The organism is Gemmatimonadaceae bacterium (assembly GCA_019637355.1).
GTDB lineage: Bacteria > Gemmatimonadota > Gemmatimonadetes > Gemmatimonadales > Gemmatimonadaceae > Pseudogemmatithrix.
Genome location: JAHBVT010000001.1, coordinates 2,070,938 through 2,092,467 on the forward strand (window position 1 = coordinate 2,070,938; position 21,530 = coordinate 2,092,467).

Consider the following 21,530-nt stretch of genomic DNA (forward strand, 5'->3'; position numbering starts at 1 on the left):
GACCGGTTTTTCTGACGCGCGCTTGCCTCAGGGCGAGCGCGCGTCAGTTTTCGTGTGTCTCCCTCCCGCAATTCAGGAGTTCGTGATGTCGTTCCGTCCATTCGTGCTCGCCGCGGCGCTGGCCGCTCCCGTCCTCGCTGGTGCCCAGACCGAGCCGCAGCGCTCGGTGCACCATACGTATCGCCTCGTCACGGTGGTCGAGGGATTGGTGAATCCCTGGTCCATCGCCTTCCTGCCGGGCGGCGATATGCTCGTGACCGAGCGCCCCGGCCGCCTGCGCATCGTGCGGGGCGGGCGTCTGCTGGCGGAACCGGTCTCGGGCCTGCCGGCGATCCGCGTGGGCAACCAGGGCGGCTTGCTTGACGTCGTCCCGCACCCGGACTTCGCGCGGAATCGCCTTGTCTACATCTCGTACGCCAAGCCGAACGCCGAGGGCAACCAGAGCACGACGGCCATCATCCGCGCGCGCTTCGAGAACGACCGCCTCACGAACGTGACGGAGATCTTCGAGGCGCAGGCGTGGTCGGCGGGTCAGGGGCATTATGGCTCACGGCTCGCCTTCGACAAGGCTGGGTTCCTGTTCATCACCGTCGGTGATCGTCAGGTTCCGCCCACGGGCGACCTCGAGGCGCACCCCGCCCAGAGCCTGCGGACGCACCACGGCAAGGTCATCCGCCTCCACGACGACGGCCGGGTGCCTGCGGACAACCCCTTCGTCGGCCGCGACGACGCGCTCCCACAGATCTGGAGCTACGGACACCGCAACCAGCAGGCGCTGCTGGTGCACCCGGTCTCGGGCGACGTCTGGGCCACGGAGCACGGTCCGCAGGGCGGCGACGAGCTCAACCTGATCCAGCCGGGCAAGAACTATGGCTGGCCGGTGATTGGCTTCGGCGTGAACTACCGCACGGGTTCGGCCATCCACAGCGGCACGGTGCGCCAGGGAATGGAGCAGCCGGTGCGCGTGTGGGTGCCCAGCATCGCCACGTCGGGAATGATGGCGTATACGGGCAACGCGTTCCCAAACTGGCAGGGGCACCTGTTCGCGGGCGGCCTCGCGGGCGAGGTGCTGGTGCGGCTGCGCCTGGACGGCACGCGCGTGATGGAGGAGGAACTGCTGGTGCAGCGCCGCGGCCGCATCCGCGACGTGCGGCAGGGCCCGGACGGCTTCATCTACCTGGCGATGGAAGACCGGATGGGTGCCCCGAGCGCAATCCTGCGCCTCGAACCGGCGCGCTGAACCACGCCGGTCCCGGGAGCCGCTGCCGCCTAGCTGGGCGGCAGCGGCTTTCTGTCGTCCATCGGCGCGAAGTTCGAGAGGAAGCGCAGCTCCTCCGGCGTGAGGCTGCCCATCCCCTGCGCGTTGATCTTGTCGAGGATGCGGTCCACCTCCTCGCGCGTGAGGGCGTGCACGCCCTCGAGATTGAGCTGGTCGCGGTGCAACGCCACGGCGCGCTTCACGCCGGGATCCACGGCATCGACGCGTGCCTTGAAGCGCCGCTGCGCCGTGTTGCGCTGCAGGAACCACAGGTACAGCCAGGCGCCCACGTACCCGCCGAGGTGCGCGAAGTGCGCCACGCCCCCGCCTCGCCCGCCGAACCCGGCGTAGAGCGCGAAGACCGTCGTGAGGATGACGAGGATGCGGGCCTCCACCGGGATGATGCCCCAGATGTAGATCCGCTCGCGCGGCCAGAACATCGCGAAGGCCATCATCACGCCGAACACGCCGGCCGAGGCGCCGATGACGGCGGCCCGCGGCGTGAAGATGAGCGACGCGACGGCTCCGGCGATGCCACTCAGGAAGTACAGCGTGATGAAGCGGCGCTCACCGAGGCGTGCCTCGACGCGGCCGCCGAAGAAGAAGAGGCCCAGCATATTGAACAGCAGGTGCGTGAGGCCGCCGTGCAGGAACATATATGTCACCAGCGTCCACGGCCGCGTGAGGACGGCGCGCGGCACGAACACCATCAGCTCGGCGATGTAGCCGGGCAGCACGGTGTACGAGAGCGCGAACATCGCGATGTTGGCGACCAGCAGTCGCGTCACCCAGGGGGTCATCGGGCGCCCCCGCTCACGGCGTGTCCATCAGCTTGCGCGTGAGGTAGGTGTACTCGAGCGCGTTGCGCCGGGCGCTCTCGACGAGATTCGCGGCCGCCGAGTGGCCGCCGTCGATGTTCTCATAGTACAGGTACGGGTAGCCGAGCTCCTCGAGCCGGGCCGCCGCCTTGCGGGCGTGGCCGGGATGCACGCGGTCGTCCTTGGTGGACGTGAAGATGAACGGCTCGGGATAGTTCCGCCCCGCGGCCAGGGCCTGGTACGGTGAGTAGCGAAGGATCCACTCGCGCTGCTCAGGAATGTCCGGATTGCCGTACTCGCCCATCCAGCTCGCGCCGGCGAGCAGCAGGTGGTAGCGCAGCATATCGAACAGCGGCACGCCGATGATCACGGCATTGAACAACTCCGGGTGCCGCGTCATCGCGACGCCCATAAAGAGGCCGCCCTGCGACCCGCCCTGGATGCCCAGGCGCCGCGGCGAGGTGATGCGCTTGGCGATCAGGTCCTGCGCGACGGCGATGAAGTCCTCGTGCGCCCGATCCCGGTTGGCACCGATGGCCGCCTGGTGCCACGCCGGACCGAACTCGCCGCCCCCGCGCGTGTTCGCGACGGCGTAGGCGCCGCCGCGCTCGAGCCAGAGCTTGCCCCGCACGGCGCTGTAGCCCGGCAACTGCGAGATCTGGAAGCCGCCGTAGCCGTACAGCAGCGTGGGCAGGTTGCCGTCGCGCGGGGCGTCGGCGCGGCGCACGAGGAAGTACGGCACCTTGGTGCCATCCTTGGACGTCGCTTCGTGCTGCTCCACCACGAGGCCCGTGGCATCGAACTTGGCCGGCGCCGCCTTGACCGTCTCGGCCGTCCCGGCGGCGGCGTCCACGAGCAGCAACGTCTGCGGCGTCAGGTAGCCCGACACGTTCACGAACAGGCGGTCGCTGCGGGGCTCGGTGCTGCCGAGGCCCACGGTGACGTTCTCGGGCAGCGGCAGGCGCGTACGCGTCCATCCGTTGCCTTCACGGCGGTAGGCGTAGGCTGCACCGCGCACGTTCTCGTACAGCGCCACCACCACGCGGCTGCGTGTGATGCGGATGCCTTCCACCGACTCGCGCGGGCCCGGGCGCAGCACCAGCTCCGCACGCGCCGCGGCGGGGTCGCGTAGCAGCGTCTCGAGCTCGTAGCTGAGCACGTCGCCGGCCTTGAATCCGTTCCAGTCCTCGTTGGCCGTGAACACGAGGCGTCCCTCGACGAGGCCGTTGAGGTCGTGGCGGCCCGGGAACGGCAGCAGGCGCGTGCCGGAGGCGGTGAGATGGTAGATCTCGCTCTCCCAGAACGTGCGGCCGCGGCGGATCATCGTCGCGCGCACGACGCCATCGGCGTCGCGCAGCGTGAAGCCTGAGGCCGACACATCGCTCGGCTGCCCACGAAACACCTCGGCGGCGCGCTCCACCGGCTGGCCCCGTGTCACGCGCTTCACGACGTACGCATATCCCGAGCTCGTCATCTCGCCCGGCGTCCACTCGCGGGCGACGAGCAGCGTGTTGCGGTCCACCCACGCGACGCTCTGTTTGCCCTCGGGGAAGCCGAAGCCGCCGTCCACGAAGCGGCGGTCCACGGCGTCGTACTCACGGATGGTGACGGCGTCCTTGCCACCGTCGGAGAGTGAAAGCAGGCAGTAGCGATCGTCGGGCGCGAGGCAGTTCCCGCCGCGGAAGACCCAGTTCTTCCCTTCGTGCTGCGCCAGGGCGTCGACGTCGAGGATTGTCTCCCACGCGATGGATGTTCCGCGATAGCTCTCCAGCGAGCTGCGCCGCCACACGCCGCGCACGCGCTCGCGGTCCTGCCAGAAGTTGCTGATGCCGCCGCCGAAGAAGCTCGGGCCCGGGATGCGGTCCGTGGCGTTGAGGATCTCGAGCGCGTCGGCGTTGAGTTTGGCGAAGCGTGGATCGGACTCAAGCACGCCGAGCGAGCGTACGTTGCGCTCGCGCACCCAACTGAGGGCGCGGTCGGACTCGACCTCTTCGAGCCAGAGGTAGGGATCGGCGGGCGACGGCGGCGTCGGGGCCTGGGCCGCGAGGGCCACCGGGAGGGTCAGGGCGGCCAAGGACAGGCGATACCAGTTGCGCATTGGACGGGCGGGCTGAGGGAGGCAGGGCTCCGCGGACCCGTGAAATCTAGTCGCGTGCGCGGGGCAGGCTGAACGTGCCACTCCGCGGCCTGCGAGCCCGCCGCGTCAGGGTTGCGCTCCGCGCGGCCGCGGTCCGCCGACGATGATGGTGATGTTGTCCGTGCCGCCGGCATCGAGCGCGTCCTGCAAGAGTTGCTCGGCAGCCTGCTTGGCGCTCGTCATCGCGCCCAAGACGTCCGCGATGCGCGCATCGCTCACGTGCTTGGTGAGCCCGTCGCTGCACATCAGGTGGGTGAGGCCCCACTCCGACTCGAGGCGCGTCACCACCGGCGCGGCCTCGTCGCCGCCGATCGACGACGACAGCACGTGCGCGAGCCGCGTCTCCTGTGCCTTCTCCGGTGCGAGCACCCCCTGGTCCACGAGATCCTGCGCGACCGTCTGGTCCCGCGTGATCAGCGACAACTGGCCGTCGGCATAGCGGTAGTAGCGCGAATCGCCCACCTGCAGCAGGTAGTAGGTGGGCCAGACCCCCATAAACAAGGTCAGGGTCGTGGCCATCGGCTTGCCGCCCTGCTCCGTTGCCTTCGCACGCACCGCCTCGTGCGCCCGCATCGCCGCCGCGACCAACTCACGCTCGAACAGTTCCGTCCCGGCCTCGGCCTTGTAGTAGCAGGAGGCAGACTCCGAGACGTAGCGCATCGCCGCGTCGAGCGCGGTGGCACTGGCCTCGTCGCCGCGCTCCAGGCCGCCGACCCCGTCGGCCACCATCCCGATGAACGCGAGGCGATCGCTGGAGGTCCGCAGTTGATCCGGCGCGAGACTCGTGGCTAGGATGCGCACTTCCTTGTGCACCGAGGCCAGCAGGAAGGCGTCCTCGTTCGTCGGACGGAGCAGCCCCTTATGGGTCAGCCCGTAGACGTCGATCTCATCGTCAGCTGGCTTGCGTGGCGCATTCGGCACGCTGGGCCTCAACGGGAAGGGGAATCCGCCCCCAAGTTGCGGGGCGGACCCCCCGCGCGCCATCCTTGGCGGCCCTATCATTCACCGATGAACGAACCCGAGCTCCGATCCGACCGCTTCGAACTGCCGCTCGCCGTCCAACCGGACGACATCGACGGCCTCGGTCACGTGAACAACGTCGTGTACCTCCGTTGGGCGCAGGACGCGGCCACCGCGCATTGGACGGCCGCGAGTACACCCGCGCAGCAGGCCGCCATCGCCTGGGTCGCCGTGCGACACGAGATCGACTACCAGCACCCTGCCCTGCCCGGCGACGCCATCGTCGCCTCCACGTGGGTGGGCGAGGCGGACAGCGTGCGCTTCGAACGCTTTGTCGAGATCCTGCGCGCCGGCGACCGCAAACTGCTGGCGGCCGTGCGCACGCTGTGGTGCCCAGTCAGCCGCAGCTCAGGGCGCGTGACGCGGGTGGATCCGGCGCTGCGGGCGGTGTTCTCGACGAACGGGTAGCGGCTAGCCCAGCGCGGCCCGGCGCCGTTTGAGCGTCCGCACCAAGGTCGCGAGTGGCGACCTGCGCCTGAGTTCGCACTCCCAGATCACGTGCACGTGCCAGCCGGCAGCGCGGAGGAAGTAGCGGACGCGACGGTCCCGGGCCTGGTTGGCCTCGAATTTCCTTGCCCAGAACTGCGCGCGGGTCTTCGGCTTGGACGTCTGGCAACTATGCGCGTGCCAGAAGCAGCCGTGCACGAAGACCACGGTCTTGATGCGCGCGAGCACGATGTCGGGGCGCCCGGGGAGCTCGCGGTGGTGCAGGCGGAAGCGCAGGCCCGCGGCGTGGATGGCGCGGCGGACCTGCAGTTCGGGCTTGGTGTCCTTGCCGCGGATGGCAGACATTATGCGGCTGCGGACGGCGGAGACACGAGGCAAAGGGCTGGACCAAACTGTCGAGAGCCTATCGCGGTCCGCGACTATGCTCGCTCGGCGGCAGGGCCTTCTTGCCCCTGAGCCTGTCCCGGACTCGCGCGAGGTCACAGTCGGCCTGCAGCCGAAGCCAAAATTCAGCCGATGGATGCTTGAGTACGACCTCCAACCTGACCGCAGTGTCCGGTGTGATCGGACGTCTTGCGTTGACAATTTCGCTCACAGTCAGCCGCGACACACCCATGGCTGCTGCAAGAGACGCCTGGCTAATCCCTCGCTCAGCAAGCACCTCGCGCAGGTGCGTCGACGCCGAGAACTGTTCCAACCCTTCCTCCCATGCTAGCTGTTCACATTCGGCACAAGCGAATCTCGCTTGCGCCGAGCTCCTCGATCCACGAGAAAGTAATCCACCACTTCCCTTCGACAGACAACCTGTAGCGCCCAGCATCCATCCCTTCGACGTACAAGCTCCGAAGTGATGTCAAGTCGCGTAGTCGATATGCTGCCGCCACAAGCCTGAGCTTGCGATGAGCTGGTGCCGCAACAGACCGCGGGACCGCCCTATGTGAATTCCCGGATGCTACTGTGCGCGAAATTGCGTCTGCAAATCGTCCCATTGTAGGAGAACCCTCTTCGGTTGGTAGTTGAACTGTCGACCCTAGACTCGGGCACAAACTGTCCCACTACCTCTGGTGGAGGATTCCCAGTCAAAAGTGAGTGCACACGCCATAGCGACTGAGCGGTCACGTGACTGACCACCCGCTGGCGGGACGAACCGCGACCGGCGAACACACGTGTGAGTTGCCTTGCAATCGCGCTAGCAACCCTCGATGCGAAGCGAATCGCGACACGCTCGGTGTAGCCACCTGATTCACGCGACTCTTCGTGCGAGCGTCGCAGCTCGTTCAAGACCCTTACCCACAACCGCCGAAGCTGCGCAGAGGAGAGCCTTCGACCAGCGTCCGCGAAAGCCTGCTGAGCCCACGCAGACCGTGCCTTCCGGACGTCTGTGGACGCCGGCGGAATGTAGCGGCTCTCCGCCTGCCACTGAGGAACGACGCGCGTCTTCGTCGAGAACGACCAAATACTGTCGACAAACCTGCTGAAATTGCTCGACTGATCCAGTTGGCGGTCGACGACTGTAGCAATCGCCTCGTCGGGCGCCAGACTAGACACCGAGGCGTAGAGGCTGCGCAGTGTCGTCGCGTACCAGCCGAAGTCAGCCAGTGCTGTTACCGGCACGCTATGAACCAACGCCGCCGCGCATGGACGTGACACATCACGGACTCCTTGCTGGGCAACTCCTCCCCGGTAGAAGAGCTCTGCGGAGGCGAGGCCACCCCACGAGCGCCGCGAAGCGTCATCTGGGACGGTCGTGAGTCGAATCAGATTTCGTTTCTGTCGAAGTGCGCGCATCGGGAAGAATCGGCGAAAGTCAGTGCAACGAGGGAAGTGTAATCCTCAGCATTACAACTGTCAACCAGTTTAACCCGGGCGACATCGAAGACGGCGGGAGGTACTCTTGAGAACGGCTTTCACGAGCAGGGCCCAGAGCGATCTCGCGCCCTGGGCCCTCGTAGATACAGCCGTTCAGGGTCACTCCCCTATTGCCTACCTCACCCGCACTCACTAAACCCGCACACGTGGCACTTCACGCAGCCCTCCGCAAACTCCAGCTGCGAGCCACAATCCGGGCAGGTCCCGATGAACGCGTCCCCGGTGTTCACGGCCTCGAACTGCATCTGCAGTCCGCCCGCCGCCGTCACCGGCTGGGCCTGCACCACCGGCGCGCCAGGCGCGCCCGGCGCCGCCAGCGTCTCGGCGGTCGTCAGGAGCTCCTGTTGCACGCCCTGCTTGGTACGCATCCAGTCCTCGAGCGCCAGGCCGATGGCGTCCGGCACGGACAGCACCTTGTTGGGGCCGAGGCCTACGGCGCGGTCGGAGGAGATGCCGCGCAACTGGCGGTGCACCTGCTGGATCGGGATGCCCGAGCGCAGGGCCAGCGAGATCATCCGGCCCATCGCCTCGGCGTCGGCCATCGCGCTGCCGCCGGCCTTGCCGAGATTGATGAACACCTCGAAGGGCTGGCCCTTGTCGTCCTCGGTGATGTGCACGAACATCGTGCCAAGCGGCGTCTCCTTGCGGATGGCCGTGGACTTGAGGACGTCGGGGCGCGAGCGCTTCTGCCGGCGCTGCAGGTTCTCGGCCTCGGCGTCGAAGAGCAGCTTCTGCAGGCGGTCGTTGGCGGACTGCAGGTCGGCGAGGCGCTCGTTGAGGTCCGCGAGTTCCTGGCGCGTGGCCTCGTCGGCCTTGGCCGATCCGTCACGCTTGGCGGCCGCGTCGGCGGTGGCGCCGGTGGAGAGCACCTGGCCGTCGCGCGAGCCGTCGCGGTACACCGTGACGCCCTTGCACCGCATCTCGTAGGCGAGCTCGTAGATCTTGCGCACGTCCTCGCGGGTGGCGGCGTGCGAGAAGTTGGTCGTCTTGGAGATGGCCGAGTCGCAGTGCAGCTGGAAGGCCGCCTGCATCTTGATGTGCCACTCGGGCGCGATGTTGTTGGCGGTGGCGAAGACCTGCTGCCACTTCACCGGCACCTCGCCGTGGATCACCGAGCCGGTCTTGGCGATGCGCTCCATCAGCGCGTCGGAGTACCAGCCTTCCTTCTTGGCGATGGCGACGAAGTCCTCGTTCACGTCGGGCATCATCACGCCGGCCTGGTTGCGCATAAAGGCGACGGCGAACAGCGGCTCGAGACCCGACGAGCAGCCGGCGATGATGGAGATCGTGCCGGTGGGCGCGACCGTGGTGACGTTGCAGTTGCGGAGCTTCTGCTCGGGACGGATGCGGTTGCCCTGCTCGTCGCGCGCGCAGGTGGCGTCGGGGCCCCAGATGGACTGCGCCCATTCCGGGAATGCGCCGCGCTCCTCGGCCAGCTGCTGCGAGGCCTTCTTGGACTCGACGTCCACGAACTCCATCACCTTGCGGCCGAACTCCACGCCCTCGGGCGAGTCATAGACGATGCCGAGGCGGATGAGCGCGTCGGCGAAGCCCATCACGCCCAGACCGATACGGCGGATGCGCTTGGAGAGCGCGTCGATCTCCGGCAGCGGGTACTTGTTGGCGTCGATGACGTTGTCGAGGAAGCGCGTGGAGAGGTGGATGTCCTTGGCGAAGGACTTCCAGTCCATCTTCCCGTTCTCGACGTAGTAGCCGACGTTGATCGATCCGAGGTTGCAGACGTCGTAGGCCAGCAGCGGCTGCTCGCCGCAGGGGTTCGTGGCCTCGTAGGCGCCGAGGTGCGGCACCGGGTTGTAGCGGTTGGCCTCGTCGATGAAGAACACGCCGGGTTCGCCGGTGCGCCAGGCGCCCTCGATCATCTTGTCCCACACTTCGCGGGCGTCGAGCTGGCCGACGACCTTCTTGGAGGACGGCTCGACGAGGTCGTAGCTCGTGCCGGCCTTCAGCGCCTCCATAAACTTCGTCGTGACGGCGACGGAGATGTTGAAGTTCGTGATCTTGGTCAGGTCTTCCTTGGCCGTGATGAACTCCATCACGTCCGGGTGGTCCACGCGCAGGATGCCCATATTGGCGCCGCGGCGCGTGCCACCCTGCTTGACGGCGTCCGTGGACGCGTCATAGAGCTGCATAAAGGAGATCGGACCGCTGGCCACGCCGGTGGTCGAGCGGACCATCGAGCCCTTGCCGCGCAGGCGCGAGAACGAGAAGCCCGTGCCGCCACCCGACTGATGGATGAGCGCCATCGAGCGCAGCGTGTCGTAGATGCCGCTCGACCCGTTGGAGAGCGCGTCGTCCACCGGCAGCACGAAGCAGGCCGAGAGCTGGCCCAGCGGCCGGCCGGCGTTCATCAGGGTCGGCGAGTTCGGCTCGAAGCGGCGCTGCGTCATCAGTTCATAGAACTGGTTCGCCACCTTCTCCACCTGCTTGTCCGTCGCCCCGTACTTGCGATCCGCCTCGGCGATCGTCGTCGCGACGCGCCAGAACATATCCTCAGGCGTCTCGACCGGCTTGCCGGACTTGTCCTTGACCAAGTAGCGCTTCTCGAGGACGGTGCGCGCGTTCTGCGAGAGGGTCGCCGGCGTGGCGGGCGGGTTGACGGGCAGCGGCATTGCAACTTCTCCAACGAAAGGTATTGGGCCAAACCTGGGGCGATTCCGGCAGTGTCCCGTTCAGGGACTGTCCGGCCCAGGGGTCGAGGGCGTCCAAGCTACCCCGCACGAGAAACCGCGCAAGAACTTGGTAAGCCGCTCAGGAACAAGCACTTATACAGACGCCATCACGAAATCGTCACGAGCCTCAGCTTTTCCACGCGCGTTCACTGGCGCTAATAAGACCCACTCAAGCGACAGCGACCCGACACTGATTCCCGTATCCAGACAATTCCTTAAAGCTTTATCAATCAATCACTTACGAACAAGAAGAGTTCCCGTCACTTCGGGGCCCGTTCGCGAAGGGAGCGGAACGTACCCCCGCCCTCCCCTGCGCGCTAGTCCCTTGATTTTGCTCGCTCCCACTAATCGACGGAACGAGTGCGCGGAGCGTCACACGCGCCCTCGATGCAGCTCCTTGAGTCCCACGTACGTCACATAGCCTTTGGCCACGCGCGCACGCTGCGCCTCACTCAGCGGGCGGAGCACCTTGGCCGGCACGCCGACCACCAACGAGTCCGGCGGGATCTCCATTCCCTCGCTGACCACGGCGCCCGCCGCCACCAGCGAGCCCGCGCCGACGACGGCGCCGTTCAGCACGATGGCGCCAATGCCGATGAGCGCGCCGTCCTCCACGGTGCAGCCGTGCAGCACCGCGCGATGCCCCACCGTCACGCGCGCACCGATCCGCAGCGGCAACCCGGGATCGCAGTGCAGTACGGCGCCGTCCTGCACGTTGGTCTCCGCCCCGACCACAATCGCATCGCGGTCACCGCGGAGCACGGCGCCCGGCCATACGCTCGCGTCCTCGCCCAAGGTGACGTCGCCGATGAGCGTTGCGCTGCCGTGCACCCACGCGGACGCCGGCACCAGCGGATGCTTCTCCAAGCTCGGGGCGTGGACGATCGGTCGTTCCGTCATCAAAAGGTGTTCCCCAGCGTCAGGTAGAGCGTGGCCCCGCGGTCGACTGCCGCGATGCCCTGCAGCGCGCGCGCGAAGCCCAGGCGCACTCTATATAGAATGTCGTAACTGAGCGCCGCGTCCAGCACGAGTTCGGCACCACCGCTCGCCATCCACGCTCTCGGCGGCGCCCCAGGCCCGCACACCGGCGACCCCGCAACTTCGCCAGCGCACCACGCGGCACCGGCATCGGCAAAGGCCAGCAGCGAGAGTTTCTGCAGGAACAGCGGCGCGAGCCCGACCCCGCGACCCACGCGCGTCAGTGGCGCACGATACTCCCCGCTGAACGCGGCCGCGCGATTGCCGCGCTGCGTCGCCGGCACCGCGCCCCGCACGAAGAACGTGCGCGTGGGGTCGCCCACGGCGAGCCCCGGCAACACCTCCAGCGATCCACCGCTCACGCCGCCCACGTCAAACGGCCGCCGCGTGTAGGAATCCGCCACGCCGTAGGCACCGCGCAGCGCCACGACGTGGCGCGCGAAGCCCGGCAACGGGAGCGACTTCGCCACGCTGCCCTGCACGATGCCCTCGCGCACGTCGCGCTTGCCGATGCCATCGTCGGCGCGGTAGCGCGCCGTGGCCTGCACGGCGATGCCATCCTCGACACTCACGCTCAGGCCGGGCCGCTGCATCGTGCTCACCCCGACGCTGAGCACGCCGGCCACCCGCGCCTGCGTATCGAGGAACGAGGGGTCGGCGAGCATTGATGCCAATGAGTCCGGATACGCCCGCCCGTCGCGCACGACTAGCTCGGGCCCCGCGATCACGAAGCTGCTGACCCGCGCGCGCGGCCGCATCGCGAGCATCGTGGCGCTGAGGCTGCGCTCGCGCAGGCTGATGCGACCCACCTCCGTGTCCGGGTCACCGGAGGCGGTCACGCGCAGGTGCGAGAACTCCTGCAGTCCCGCGAACGTCAGCACAGGATTCCCCAGCCCCGCCCAAGCATACGCGAGGCTCCCCGTGCGCTCGGCGCGCGTCACGTCCTGCAGCAGCGAGGCCTGCCAGGTGTGGCGCCCGACCACATCCTGCCCGCCCGTCATCACGCCGACCAGCGAGGCGTCCTCGTCGGAACTCGCGACGCTCGGCAGCCACCACATCGGGCGCGCCGTGGGCCAGGCGCGATAGCGCGACTTGGCGGCAGCTGACGCCGCCGCCTCCGGAAGCGGCGGCAACGGCCGCGCATCCGCTGCCGGCGGCGCGTCAGGCATCGGCGGCACATCGTCCAACGGACGCGTCACCACGACCCAGCCTCGCGCACGCAGCTCAGTCGCCACGACGCGCGTGCCATTCGCCGAGACATCGGGCGAGCGCAGCGAGGTGCCAGTGGCCCAGAGCCGCTGATAGGCGCCGCTGCGCACGTCACCGCGGTAGACCATCGGGCGCCCTTCGTGATCGCTGGTGAACAGCAGCAGCGAGTCGCCCGGCATCCAGGCTGGTCCGGCCACGAGCACAAGGCGCTCGGAGCCGTCGCTGGCTCTCGGCGCGAAACGCATTCGCTCGCGGCCAAGGCTGTCCATCACGACGATGGCCGTGCGGCCGCCGCGTCGCCACTCGGCGGCAGCGACGAGGGAGCCGCTGCGCGAGAGCCGTGGCTCGCTCCAGGCTCGGTCGAGCGTACCGGCGGCGAGCGTCCGCAGCGCGACCGCGCCGGGCCGGGCGCCAGCCAGCGTGAACCAGACAAGCTCAGTCGACCCAGGCAGCGTGCGCACCGCGACGGCCGCGCCTGATTCCGGATGCGCGTCCACGTGTGCGAGGCGAGCATCGACAGTGAGTCGTTGCCTCCATCGGCCCGCGTCCGCGTAGAGATCGCCGCGGACGGTGTACGGATCGATGCGATCGAGCTCGGTGTGCAGACCCCTCCTGCCACGCAGGGGCACGTGCGGGTCCACCGAATTGCGTCGGGAGAACCGGGATCGCTGCGCCTGCGGACCTGACGTCCACACGCGGTACACCCCCGGCATCTGGCGCGCATCGTTTGCGACGTAGCTGATGAGGTCGTCACGGTCGTGCACGAAGCGCGGATACGCGGCCGTGAACTCGTGGCGCGTGATCGTACGGCTGCGCGCGTCGCTGCCGTACCCGACCTCACGCACGCTGCGCCGCAGCGATTCGCGCCAGGTGCCGTACACGTCGCTGAATGACGCGCCGACGGCTTCGCGCGCGGAGGCATCCAGCCGCCAGGGATTGATCCGTCGGCTCATTCGGTCGAACAGCCGCGCCATCGCGACGTCCTCGCCGAGCGTCGGGTCGTGGCGCAGCACACCGCGCACCGTCTCGGCGCCCAGGAGGTACGCGACGTTACCGCCAGGATAGAACGGCCACGGGAGCGTCAGGGCATCGAGCGCCGGTACGATGGCGCCATCAGCGAGGGCGCGCAGCTGCGCCTCGCGCTCGGTGTTCGCGAGGCGTCCGCCGCGCGTGAAGCGCGTCTCGTAATGGATGGCGACGCCTTCGAGCAGCCAGCGCGGCGCGTAGGTGTGCGGAAAGAACGGCGCGGCGCGTCCGAACACTCGCTGGGCCAACCCCCACCAGCCGTCCGCGCGGTCGAGCTGGAAGATGTGCGCCAGCTCGTGCGTGACGAGCAGGAGGTTCCAGTCCTCGTGATTTCGCAGCAGCGGTTCGTCCACCGGCGGGCGGGCGAACACGACGATGCGGTTGCTGGGATACGGCGTCGCGAGGCCATTGGCGGCATCGATGTTGTCGGCGACGACGATGTCGATGATTCCGCGCGGCACCGGGAGTTCGGCGGCGAGCTTGGCGTACGCGGCCTCGGCGTTGGCGAGGGTGCGGCGCGCCAGCGGCTCGAGCTCCGCGGTGAAGTGCACGCGGAAGGGCGAGGACGCGATGGTCTCCCAGCGCAGGTCCGGACGGACCTGCGCCGCCACGCTGGGCGCCGAGAGCACCACGGCGAGTCCGGTGAGCCAAAGAGTGCGCAGCCGCATCAGCAGGAGTCTACAGCGGGGGCCGTGTCCCGCGAACTGGCCCCGTCCGACCCTCGCCTCCCCCCTCCCGAGCGCCTATATTCGCCCGAACCTCGCTTCCTCTGCCCCACGCCCGTGATCCGTTGCACGTTCTGTGGCCGTGACAATGACCCTGCCTCGAAGTTCTGCCTCGACTGCGGCAAGCCCGTCGTCGCGAGCGGGGCACGCATCATCCCCGTGCCGGATGCGGCGCAGGCCTCCGGCGGCGGCTTCGCCGTGCCCAGCACGCGCGTGTCGGCCAAGATACCCGGAGGCGCAGCCGTGAAGGCCCCGTGCCGCTACTGCCAGACGCCGGTGGATCCGGCCCTGCCCTTCTGCCCCAAGTGCGGCGGTCGTGTGGCAGCAGAGCCACCGGCGCTCAAGAGTTCCGCCGTCTGCGCCTCCTGCACGGCGCCGGTGACTCCCGGCGTGGACGTGTTCTGCGCCCGCTGCGGCACGCGAGTCGCCTCGGCCATCGAGCCGCCGGCCACGCCGCCGATGGGCACCGCCGTGTTCTCCGCGCGGAACACGGTGAGCGGCCCGAAGATCGCCGTGCTCGACAGCGCCGGCCAGGTGCTCAAGACCGTCACGATGGACAGCGTCGAAGCGACCATCGGCCGCGCGGACGGCGAACTGCGCTTCGGTGACGACGTCTATATGAGCCCGGTGCACGCCCAACTCTCGTTCCGCGAGGGGCAACTGTTCCTGCGCGACCTCGGCTCGCGCAACGGCACCTGGCTGTATGCCACCGAGCCGTACAAGCTGCAGGACGGCGACACCATCCTCGTGGGTTCGCAGATCATCCGTTTCCGCCGCCTCGGCTACCCGGGCCCCAACCCGCCCGAGGCCGACGCCACTCGCCGCCTGGGCTCGGCCGTCCCCAGCGCCGACGTCGCCGTGCTCCAACAGCTGCGTGCCGACGGCTCGGCGCGCGACAGCTGCCACCTCTCGCCCGCGCGCTCGGTGGTGATCGGGCGTTCGGATGGCGACTGGCTGTTCCCCTACGACCAGACGATGAGCGGCCGCCACGCCGAGATCCGCAGCGAAGACCTCGAGTTCATCGTGCTCGACCTCGGCAGCCGCAACGGCATCGCCGTCGGCGTGCGCGGCGAGCGTCCGGTGAAGGCCGGCCAGCGCATCCTGCTCGGCGACCAGACCCTGCGTGTGGAGAGCTTGTGAGCGAACAGAAAGTCTGCCCCACCTGCGGCACTGAGTATCCGCTCAGCGAGCGCTTCTGCCCGCGCGACGGCACGGCGCTGCGTTCGGCAAACGCCCAGGCTGATCTGCTCGGCTCCGTCATTGCGGACCGCTACCACATCCTCAAGAAGCTCGGCGAAGGCGGGATGGGCACGGTGTACCTGGCCGAGCACGTGAAGATGGGCCGCAAGAGCGCGCTCAAGGTGATGAACCCGGGGATGAACACCGACCCCGACGCCATCGCGCGCTTCAATCGCGAGGCGTCGAACGCTTCGCGGCTCTCGCATCCGAACATCTGCGGCATCTATGACTTCGGCGAGACGCCCGACGGCCTGATCTACCTCGCAATGGAGTTCATCGAGGGCAAGGCGCTCACCGACCTGATCGAGGCCGACGGCGCGCTGCAACCAGCACGCGCAGCGAGCATCGTGCACCAGACGGCCGATGCGCTGCAGGTGGCGCACGACGCGGGCATCGTGCATCGCGACCTCAAGCCCGACAACATTATGGTCACCAAGAACCGGGATGGCTCCGACTTGGTGAAGGTCGTGGACTTCGGCATCGCCAAGGCCAGCTCCAGCGACGCGCAGAAGGTGACCAAGACCGGGCTCGTGGTCGGCACGCCCGAGTATATGAGCCCCGAGCAGCTCGCCGGTGATAAGCTCGATGGCCGCAGCGACACCTACTCGCTCGGACTCGTCGCATTCAATTGCCTCACCGGCAAGCTGCCCTTCCCGAGCGAGTCAGCGCAGGAGGCGATGATTATGCGCCTCACCGACCGGCCACGCACGCTGGCGGAGATTCGTCCAGACATCGCGTGGCCGGATGAACTGCAGGCGGTGCTGGACAAGGCCTTGGCGCGCGACGCCGCCGAGCGCTACCAGAGTGCGGCGCAGTTCGGACGCGACTTCGCGGCGGTGGTGGCGGAGATGCCGTCGGTGCAGGCCACCGAGGGCGCGACGCAGGTGATTGGCGCGATGAGCGCGCCGGCGGCGAAGACCGCGCCGATGGCGGCCACGCCGATGCCGAAGACGCGTGTGGCCGGCCCGGGCGACCGGCAGTCACCAGCCAAGGGCTCGGCGCCGGCACCGGTCGCGAAGAAGACGCCGCTGGTGCCGATTCTCGGTGGTGTTGCGGCGGTCGCGGTGATCGGGTTTCTGGGGATCAAGCAGCTAGGTGGAAAGGCCGACCCGGCGCCCGTCACGCCGCCCCAGGTTGCGCAGGACACGGGGACGCAGACGAGGCCGCCGGCTGATCCGACGCCTGCGGGACCGACGGGGGCGAACACGCAGCAGATGAGCAATCCGGTGAACCCGGGGACGAGCGGGCCGCGTACGGAGCCGAGGCCGCAAACGCCCAATACGACACCTGTGCCTGCGCCCACCAACGTGAACTCGCTGCTCGCCACGTGGCTTACGGAAGTGCAGGACAATATGGAGAATCGGACGATCGCGCAGCGCGTTCTGCTCGACCTTGAGTCCGTGCGGACCGGCCTCTCGGGCCGACAGCTCGCCGAGTGGCATTTCGTCGAGATGCACGCCTTTATGGTGCGCGAGGACCCGCAGGCGTGTCGGGCCGCGCGCGACGTCAAGCGCCTCACCACGGACCCCTTGCGCGTCTCGGTGGCGGATGGCGTGCTTCGCGAACCGAGTTGCGACCCGTGACGCACATCACCACCCGCGCGGCTCAACCATCCTCGCGCCCGTCCGTAGTGACTTGTAACTTCCCCCTGTCGCGTCCCTTTCCACCTCGCACCCCGCTCTCGTGACGGGCTCACCCTCCCCCAGCGACGACGTCGTCGTCCACGTCCACGTCTTCGGACGCACGGACGTCGGCCGCACACGTGAGCACAACGAGGACACGTTCGCCGTCGCGGACCTGACGACGTTCAATGCGTCGCTGCAGCCCGAGGTGCGGCAGCACGTCTGCGGCCCGCGCGGCTCGTTCTTTATGGTCGCCGACGGGATGGGCGGCGCCGCGGCCGGCGAGGTCGCCAGCCAGATGGCGGTGGACACGATCCTGGCCGAACTCGACGCGCGCTGGCGGGCCGCGCAGTCGGCCGACGCCGAGACCTTCGCGCACGCGCTGAAGGCAGCCACCGAGACGGCCAACGCGAAGATCCACCAATATGCCGCCACGCATCCCGAGAACCGCGGGATGGGCACCACGGCGACGATTGCCGGCCTGCTCGGCGATACGCTGTTCCTCTGCCAGGTCGGCGACTCGCGCGGGTACATCGTGCGCGCCGGCGAGGCCATCCAGATCACGAAGGACCAGTCGCTGATGCAGAAGCTGATCGAGGCCGGGGAGATGACGCCCGAGGAAGCCGAGGTCAGCGAGCGCCGCAACATCATCCTGCAGGCGCTGGGTCCCGAGCCGAAGATCAAGGTGGACCTCACCTCGCAGCAGGTGATGCGCGGCGACACGCTGATCCTCTGCTCCGACGGCCTCTCGGGTCAGGTGCGTGCCAACGAAATCGCTGAAGTCGTGCGCACCTCGCCTGATCTCGTTGAGGTCTGCAAGCGCCTGATCGACCTCGCCAACGAGGCCGGCGGCCCGGACAACATCACCGTGGTGGCGGCGCGCTTCGAGGGCAACGGCCTGAAGGACTCGGGCGCCGAGACGCTCGCGCATCGTGTGTACCGCGGTTCGTCCGAGCGCCCGACGATCCCGATGGACCGCAGCTCGATCCCGCAGCTGAGCGCGGTTGACGACGACGAGATCGACGATCAGTCGGAGATCCCGACGCTCGAGACCGACGCCTACAAGCCCGAGAAGGTAGTGGTCGGCAACGCGGGGAGCGGCCCGACGGTGGAGATCGCCCCGAGCGTGCGAGCCAAGCTCCCCGAGCCTCCACCGCCGGGCGGCCGCATCCCCGCGTGGACGCTGCGGATGTACTTCGGTGCGCTCGCCGCCCTCGTCGCCTTCGTCGCCCTCTTCATCTACCTGCGCCGCGACTGATGTCTGTCGAGTTCCGCATCACCAAGGGCGCCCGCGCGGGTGCCCGCGAGCGGTTCGACAAGTCCATCGTCGCCATCGGGCGGCACCCAATCAACGACCTGCGCTTCGACGTCGAACGTGATCTCGACGTCTCCTCGCGCCACGCCGAGCTCCGCGTGGTCGGCGACCGCTGCGTACTGGTGGATCTCGGCTCGACCAACGGCACCTTCGTGAACGGCCAGCGCGTGGAGGGCGAGCGCGCACTCTTCGACGGCGACGTGGTGACGTTCGGCGCCAATGGTCCGCAGGCGGAGTTCCGCGTGGTCGGCGAGGCGGCCTCGGCGGCACCGGGAACGCGTGCCTCGGCGGCGGCACCGGCCGCGGCGCAGGCACAGTCGAGCAACCGCCCGAACACCGAAGTGCGCATTGCGATGGCGGTCGAGAAGCAGACCGGCACGCTGAAGCGGATGGTGCTGGGCCTGGCCGCCGTGGTGATCGTCGGTGCGCTCGCCGCGGTGTGGATGACGCGCAAGAGCGCCGCCGAGACCCGGGCGCAGTTGGCGTCGCTGATCGCGGCCAACGACTCGCTGGCCCGTGCGCTCGAGGCTCGCCTCGCGCAGACCGGCATCGCCGAGGCCTCCTTGGAGGCAGCGCGCGAAGAGACGCAGCGCTTGGCGCGGGAACTCCAGGCGCAGCAGGCGCGCGGCGGCGACGTCTCAGCGGCGGCAGCGCGCGTGCGCGAGTCGCAGCAGCGGACGGCATCGATGGCCGCGATGGACTACGCCGCCATCACCGAGTCCAACCAACAGGCGATCGCGCTCCTGGTCGTCGAGTTCCCGGACTCCGCCCGCTCCACCGGCACGGGCTTCAACATCCTGCCGAGTGGCCTGATCGTGACCAACCGGCACGTGATCCAGCAGCCGGATGGCACGCGAGCCCAACGCATCGCCGTGGCCTTTGACGGCACCAGCGGCCAGTGGAAGCGCGCCGTCGTCGAGCTCGTGAGCGAGACCGACGAGCTGGCCTTCCTGCGCATCACGACCGCGGGCACGTATCCCGTGGTGGCGGGGATCGCGCGCAACCCGGACGCGGTACGGGTCGGTGCGCCGGTGGCGATCCTCGGGTACCCGCTGGGCACCGCGACCGCGGGAATGCAGGGCAGCATCAACACCGTGCGGCCGGCCGCCACGCTGTCGGTGGGCACCGTGAGCAAGCGCGTGGACGAGACGTTGCAGTTGGACGCCTTTGCGGCGCAGGGCTCCAGTGGGTCCCCGGTGTTCAACGCCCGCGGACAGGTCGTCGGGGTGGTGTACGGCGGCGCGACGGAGAGTGCGGGCCGCATCGTGTACGCGGTGCCGGTGGCGCGCCTCGGGGCCCAACTGCCCGCCGACGCGCGCGGGATCCTGCGCTAACTCAGGGCAGCGGCGGGCGCGGGGCCTGCGGGGGCGTGCCCGTCCCTGACGTCGGCGTGGCGATGCGGAACGTGCGGGCGTCACGCGCCGCACGCTCCATATCGAACAACTGACGGATCGCGTCGCGACTCAGGGCCTCGATATCCTGTGCCGGCGACGCCTGAGGCAACACGCGGGTGAGCATCCGCACGCTGCTGCCGCCGCCGGGCAGGTTCACGTCGCGGAGTTGCACGAGGCGGGTCAGGGAATCGTTCGGCAGGGGCACCATCGAGATGGAGACAATCACGTCGGCGTCGAGCTGCTCGCGCACGGCGTCCACCGTGCGCGAACGGGCGAGGACGCCGAGCACCGAGTCGCGCGGGACGGTGGTGTAGCGCGGGTGTGCCTCGAAGGCCCGCTGCAGCGAGTCGGCGATGAACAGCGCGGCGGTGTTGAGGTCCGGGCGCGAGGCGGACGGCCGCGGCGGCACGACCACCACGCGGCGTGGGCCTCGGGCCGGAGGCGGCGCGCTGCGCGACGCCAGCTCGGCGCGGCGCAGTTCCTCGACGGACTGTGCCATCGCCTGGGCGGATACCGCTGCCGTGACGACGGGCCGCATCAGCGAGTCGAGCACCGTGCGTTGGATCTCGCGGCGGATACTGTCGGCCATCGCGAGCAGGGCCGCGGTGTCGCTGCGCGCACTCGTGGGACGGACACTCGGGCGGCTCTCGGCGATGCGCTGCGAGACCGCCCGCGCGATGGCGATGCTGTCGTCGCGCGTGAGCAGCGCCGCCGCCGGGGCCATCGCCTGCAGCGATTCGGCCACCGCGAGGGAATCGCGCAGCTGCGCCGTGACCGCGACCTCACCCTGCCGCTGCCCGACCAGCCAGGCGGCCACGACCATCAACAGACCTGCCGTGGCGAAGGCCAACACGCGGCCTCGCGAGGGCGCCGCCATAGCCATCGCCGGCGTCTCGCCCGAACCGCTGGGAATGGCGTCCAGCGCCGCCACCACCTCGGCCGCGCTGGCTGGGCGGTCGGCGGGAATCTTCTGCAGCAAGTGCGACACCAGCGTCCGCAGCGCCATCGGGATGTCCGCACGCGACTGCTCGAGCGGCGCCGGTTCGCGCGTCAGCTGCGCCGCCATCGTCTGCTGCGGCGACGCCTCCTTGAACGGCACCTCACCCGTCAGCAACTCGTAGGCGAGCAGGCCCAGCGCGTACAGGTCCATCCGGTGATCGGCCGCGGGGTCGGCGGCGATCTGCTCCGGCGCCATATAGGCCGGCGTGCCGATGGCCATCCCGGCGCTGGTGTAGCCGCTGGTCGGCATCGCCGCGGAGATGGCCTTGCTGACGCCGAAGTCCGTGACGAGGGCGTGCGAGCCCTGCATCAGGACGTTGCCCGGCTTGATGTCGCGGTGGATGACGCCGAGCCCGTGCGCGTACTCGAGCGCCTCGGCCACCTCGTGCAGGATGCGCAGGACGTCGCGCACGGGCAGGCGCCCACCCGTGGCAAGGCGCTCACGCAGCGACTGGCCGTCGATGAACGGCATCGTGTACCAGATCAGCGACCCCTGCTCGCCGGCGCTGAGCAGCGGCACGATGTGCGGATGCTGCAGTTGCGCCGCGACTTGGATCTCACGGCGGAAGCGCTCGTGGTTCACGCCGGCCGCCAGTTCCGGCGGTAGCACCTTCACCACGACCTTGCGGCCCAGCGCGTTGTCGGTGGCGACGAATACGCGGCTCATCCCACCGCCCGTCAGCTCCCGCTCGAGCGTGTAGCTCGGGGCGAGGGCGGACTGCAGATGGTCGGTGAACTCTGACACGGCGATTCGGTGGGTTGAGATAGTCTACTGTACGAGGCT

The 21,530-nt window shown here is 68.8% G+C and carries 15 protein-coding genes; 6 read left to right on the plus strand and 9 right to left on the minus strand.

The features are described 5' to 3' along the window. The first annotated feature begins 85 nt into the window (after positions 1-85). A complete protein-coding gene (locus KF689_09525) occupies positions 86-1,240 on the plus strand; it encodes a PQQ-dependent sugar dehydrogenase (protein ID MBX3133609.1) in 1,155 nt (384 codons plus the stop codon). Positions 1,241-1,269: 29 nt separating this feature from the next. On the opposite strand, the gene KF689_09530 is transcribed toward KF689_09525, so the two are convergent. From KF689_09530 to KF689_09540, 3 genes are all read right to left on the minus strand, one after another. Further along, positions 1,270-2,058, minus strand: coding sequence for a rhomboid family intramembrane serine protease (locus KF689_09530; GenBank protein ID MBX3133610.1), 789 nt, complete (start codon positions 2,056-2,058; stop codon positions 1,270-1,272). Positions 2,059-2,071: 13 nt separating this feature from the next. Further along, positions 2,072-4,174, minus strand: coding sequence for a S9 family peptidase (locus KF689_09535; protein MBX3133611.1), 2,103 nt, complete (start codon positions 4,172-4,174; stop codon positions 2,072-2,074). 105 nt (positions 4,175-4,279) lie between these two features. After that, positions 4,280-5,134, minus strand: a complete 855-nt coding sequence (locus KF689_09540) for a serine/threonine-protein phosphatase (GenBank protein ID MBX3133612.1) — start codon at positions 5,132-5,134, stop codon at positions 4,280-4,282. An 87-nt stretch (positions 5,135-5,221) separates the two neighbouring features. On the opposite strand from KF689_09540, the gene KF689_09545 reads away from it, so the two are divergent. After that, a complete protein-coding gene (locus KF689_09545; protein MBX3133613.1) occupies positions 5,222-5,641 on the plus strand; it encodes an acyl-CoA thioesterase in 420 nt (139 codons plus the stop codon). 3 nt (positions 5,642-5,644) lie between these two features. Here the strand turns inward: KF689_09545 and vsr are convergent, their stop codons facing one another. The 5 genes from vsr to KF689_09570 form a co-directional block, all read right to left on the minus strand. Then, a complete protein-coding gene (gene vsr / locus KF689_09550; GenBank protein MBX3133614.1) occupies positions 5,645-6,025 on the minus strand; it encodes a DNA mismatch endonuclease Vsr in 381 nt (126 codons plus the stop codon). A 58-nt stretch (positions 6,026-6,083) separates the two neighbouring features. After that, a complete protein-coding gene (locus KF689_09555; GenBank protein ID MBX3133615.1) occupies positions 6,084-6,377 on the minus strand; it encodes a HigA family addiction module antidote protein in 294 nt (97 codons plus the stop codon). Positions 6,378-7,668: 1,291 nt separating this feature from the next. Further along, the gene (locus KF689_09560) at positions 7,669-10,179 is read right to left on the minus strand and encodes a vitamin B12-dependent ribonucleotide reductase (protein MBX3133616.1); all 2,511 of its coding nucleotides are present in this window, start codon (positions 10,177-10,179) and stop codon (positions 7,669-7,671) included. A 432-nt stretch (positions 10,180-10,611) separates the two neighbouring features. Next, entirely contained in the window at positions 10,612-11,139 is a 528-nt protein-coding gene (locus KF689_09565; protein ID MBX3133617.1) for a gamma carbonic anhydrase family protein, read from the minus strand. After that, positions 11,139-14,120: a hypothetical protein gene (locus tag KF689_09570; protein ID MBX3133618.1), complete on the minus strand. Its 2,982-nt coding sequence runs from the start codon at positions 14,118-14,120 to the stop codon at positions 11,139-11,141. Before KF689_09570 ends, KF689_09565 begins: the two co-directional genes overlap by 1 nt. 114 nt (positions 14,121-14,234) lie before the next feature. On the opposite strand from KF689_09570, the gene KF689_09575 reads away from it, so the two are divergent. From KF689_09575 to KF689_09590, 4 genes are all read left to right on the plus strand, one after another. After that, positions 14,235-15,317 carry an FHA domain-containing protein gene (locus tag KF689_09575; GenBank protein MBX3133619.1) on the plus strand — a complete coding sequence of 361 codons (1,083 nt, stop codon included), beginning with the start codon at positions 14,235-14,237 and terminating at the stop codon, positions 15,315-15,317. After that, positions 15,314-16,999, plus strand: a complete 1,686-nt coding sequence (locus KF689_09580) for a protein kinase (GenBank protein ID MBX3133620.1) — start codon at positions 15,314-15,316, stop codon at positions 16,997-16,999. The genes KF689_09575 and KF689_09580 overlap by 4 nt, the downstream gene beginning before the upstream one ends. A 100-nt stretch (positions 17,000-17,099) precedes the next feature. Continuing rightward, the gene (locus KF689_09585; protein MBX3133621.1) at positions 17,100-18,296 is read left to right on the plus strand and encodes a Stp1/IreP family PP2C-type Ser/Thr phosphatase; all 1,197 of its coding nucleotides are present in this window, start codon (positions 17,100-17,102) and stop codon (positions 18,294-18,296) included. Then, complete coding sequence (locus KF689_09590) at positions 18,296-19,687, plus strand: trypsin-like peptidase domain-containing protein (protein MBX3133622.1); 1,392 nt, start codon at positions 18,296-18,298, stop codon at positions 19,685-19,687. Before KF689_09585 ends, KF689_09590 begins: the two co-directional genes overlap by 1 nt. Before the next feature lies 1 nt (position 19,688). On the opposite strand, the gene KF689_09595 is transcribed toward KF689_09590, so the two are convergent. Beyond that, positions 19,689-21,491: a serine/threonine protein kinase gene (locus tag KF689_09595; GenBank protein ID MBX3133623.1), complete on the minus strand. Its 1,803-nt coding sequence runs from the start codon at positions 21,489-21,491 to the stop codon at positions 19,689-19,691. Between the last annotated feature and the right edge of the window lie 39 nt (positions 21,492-21,530).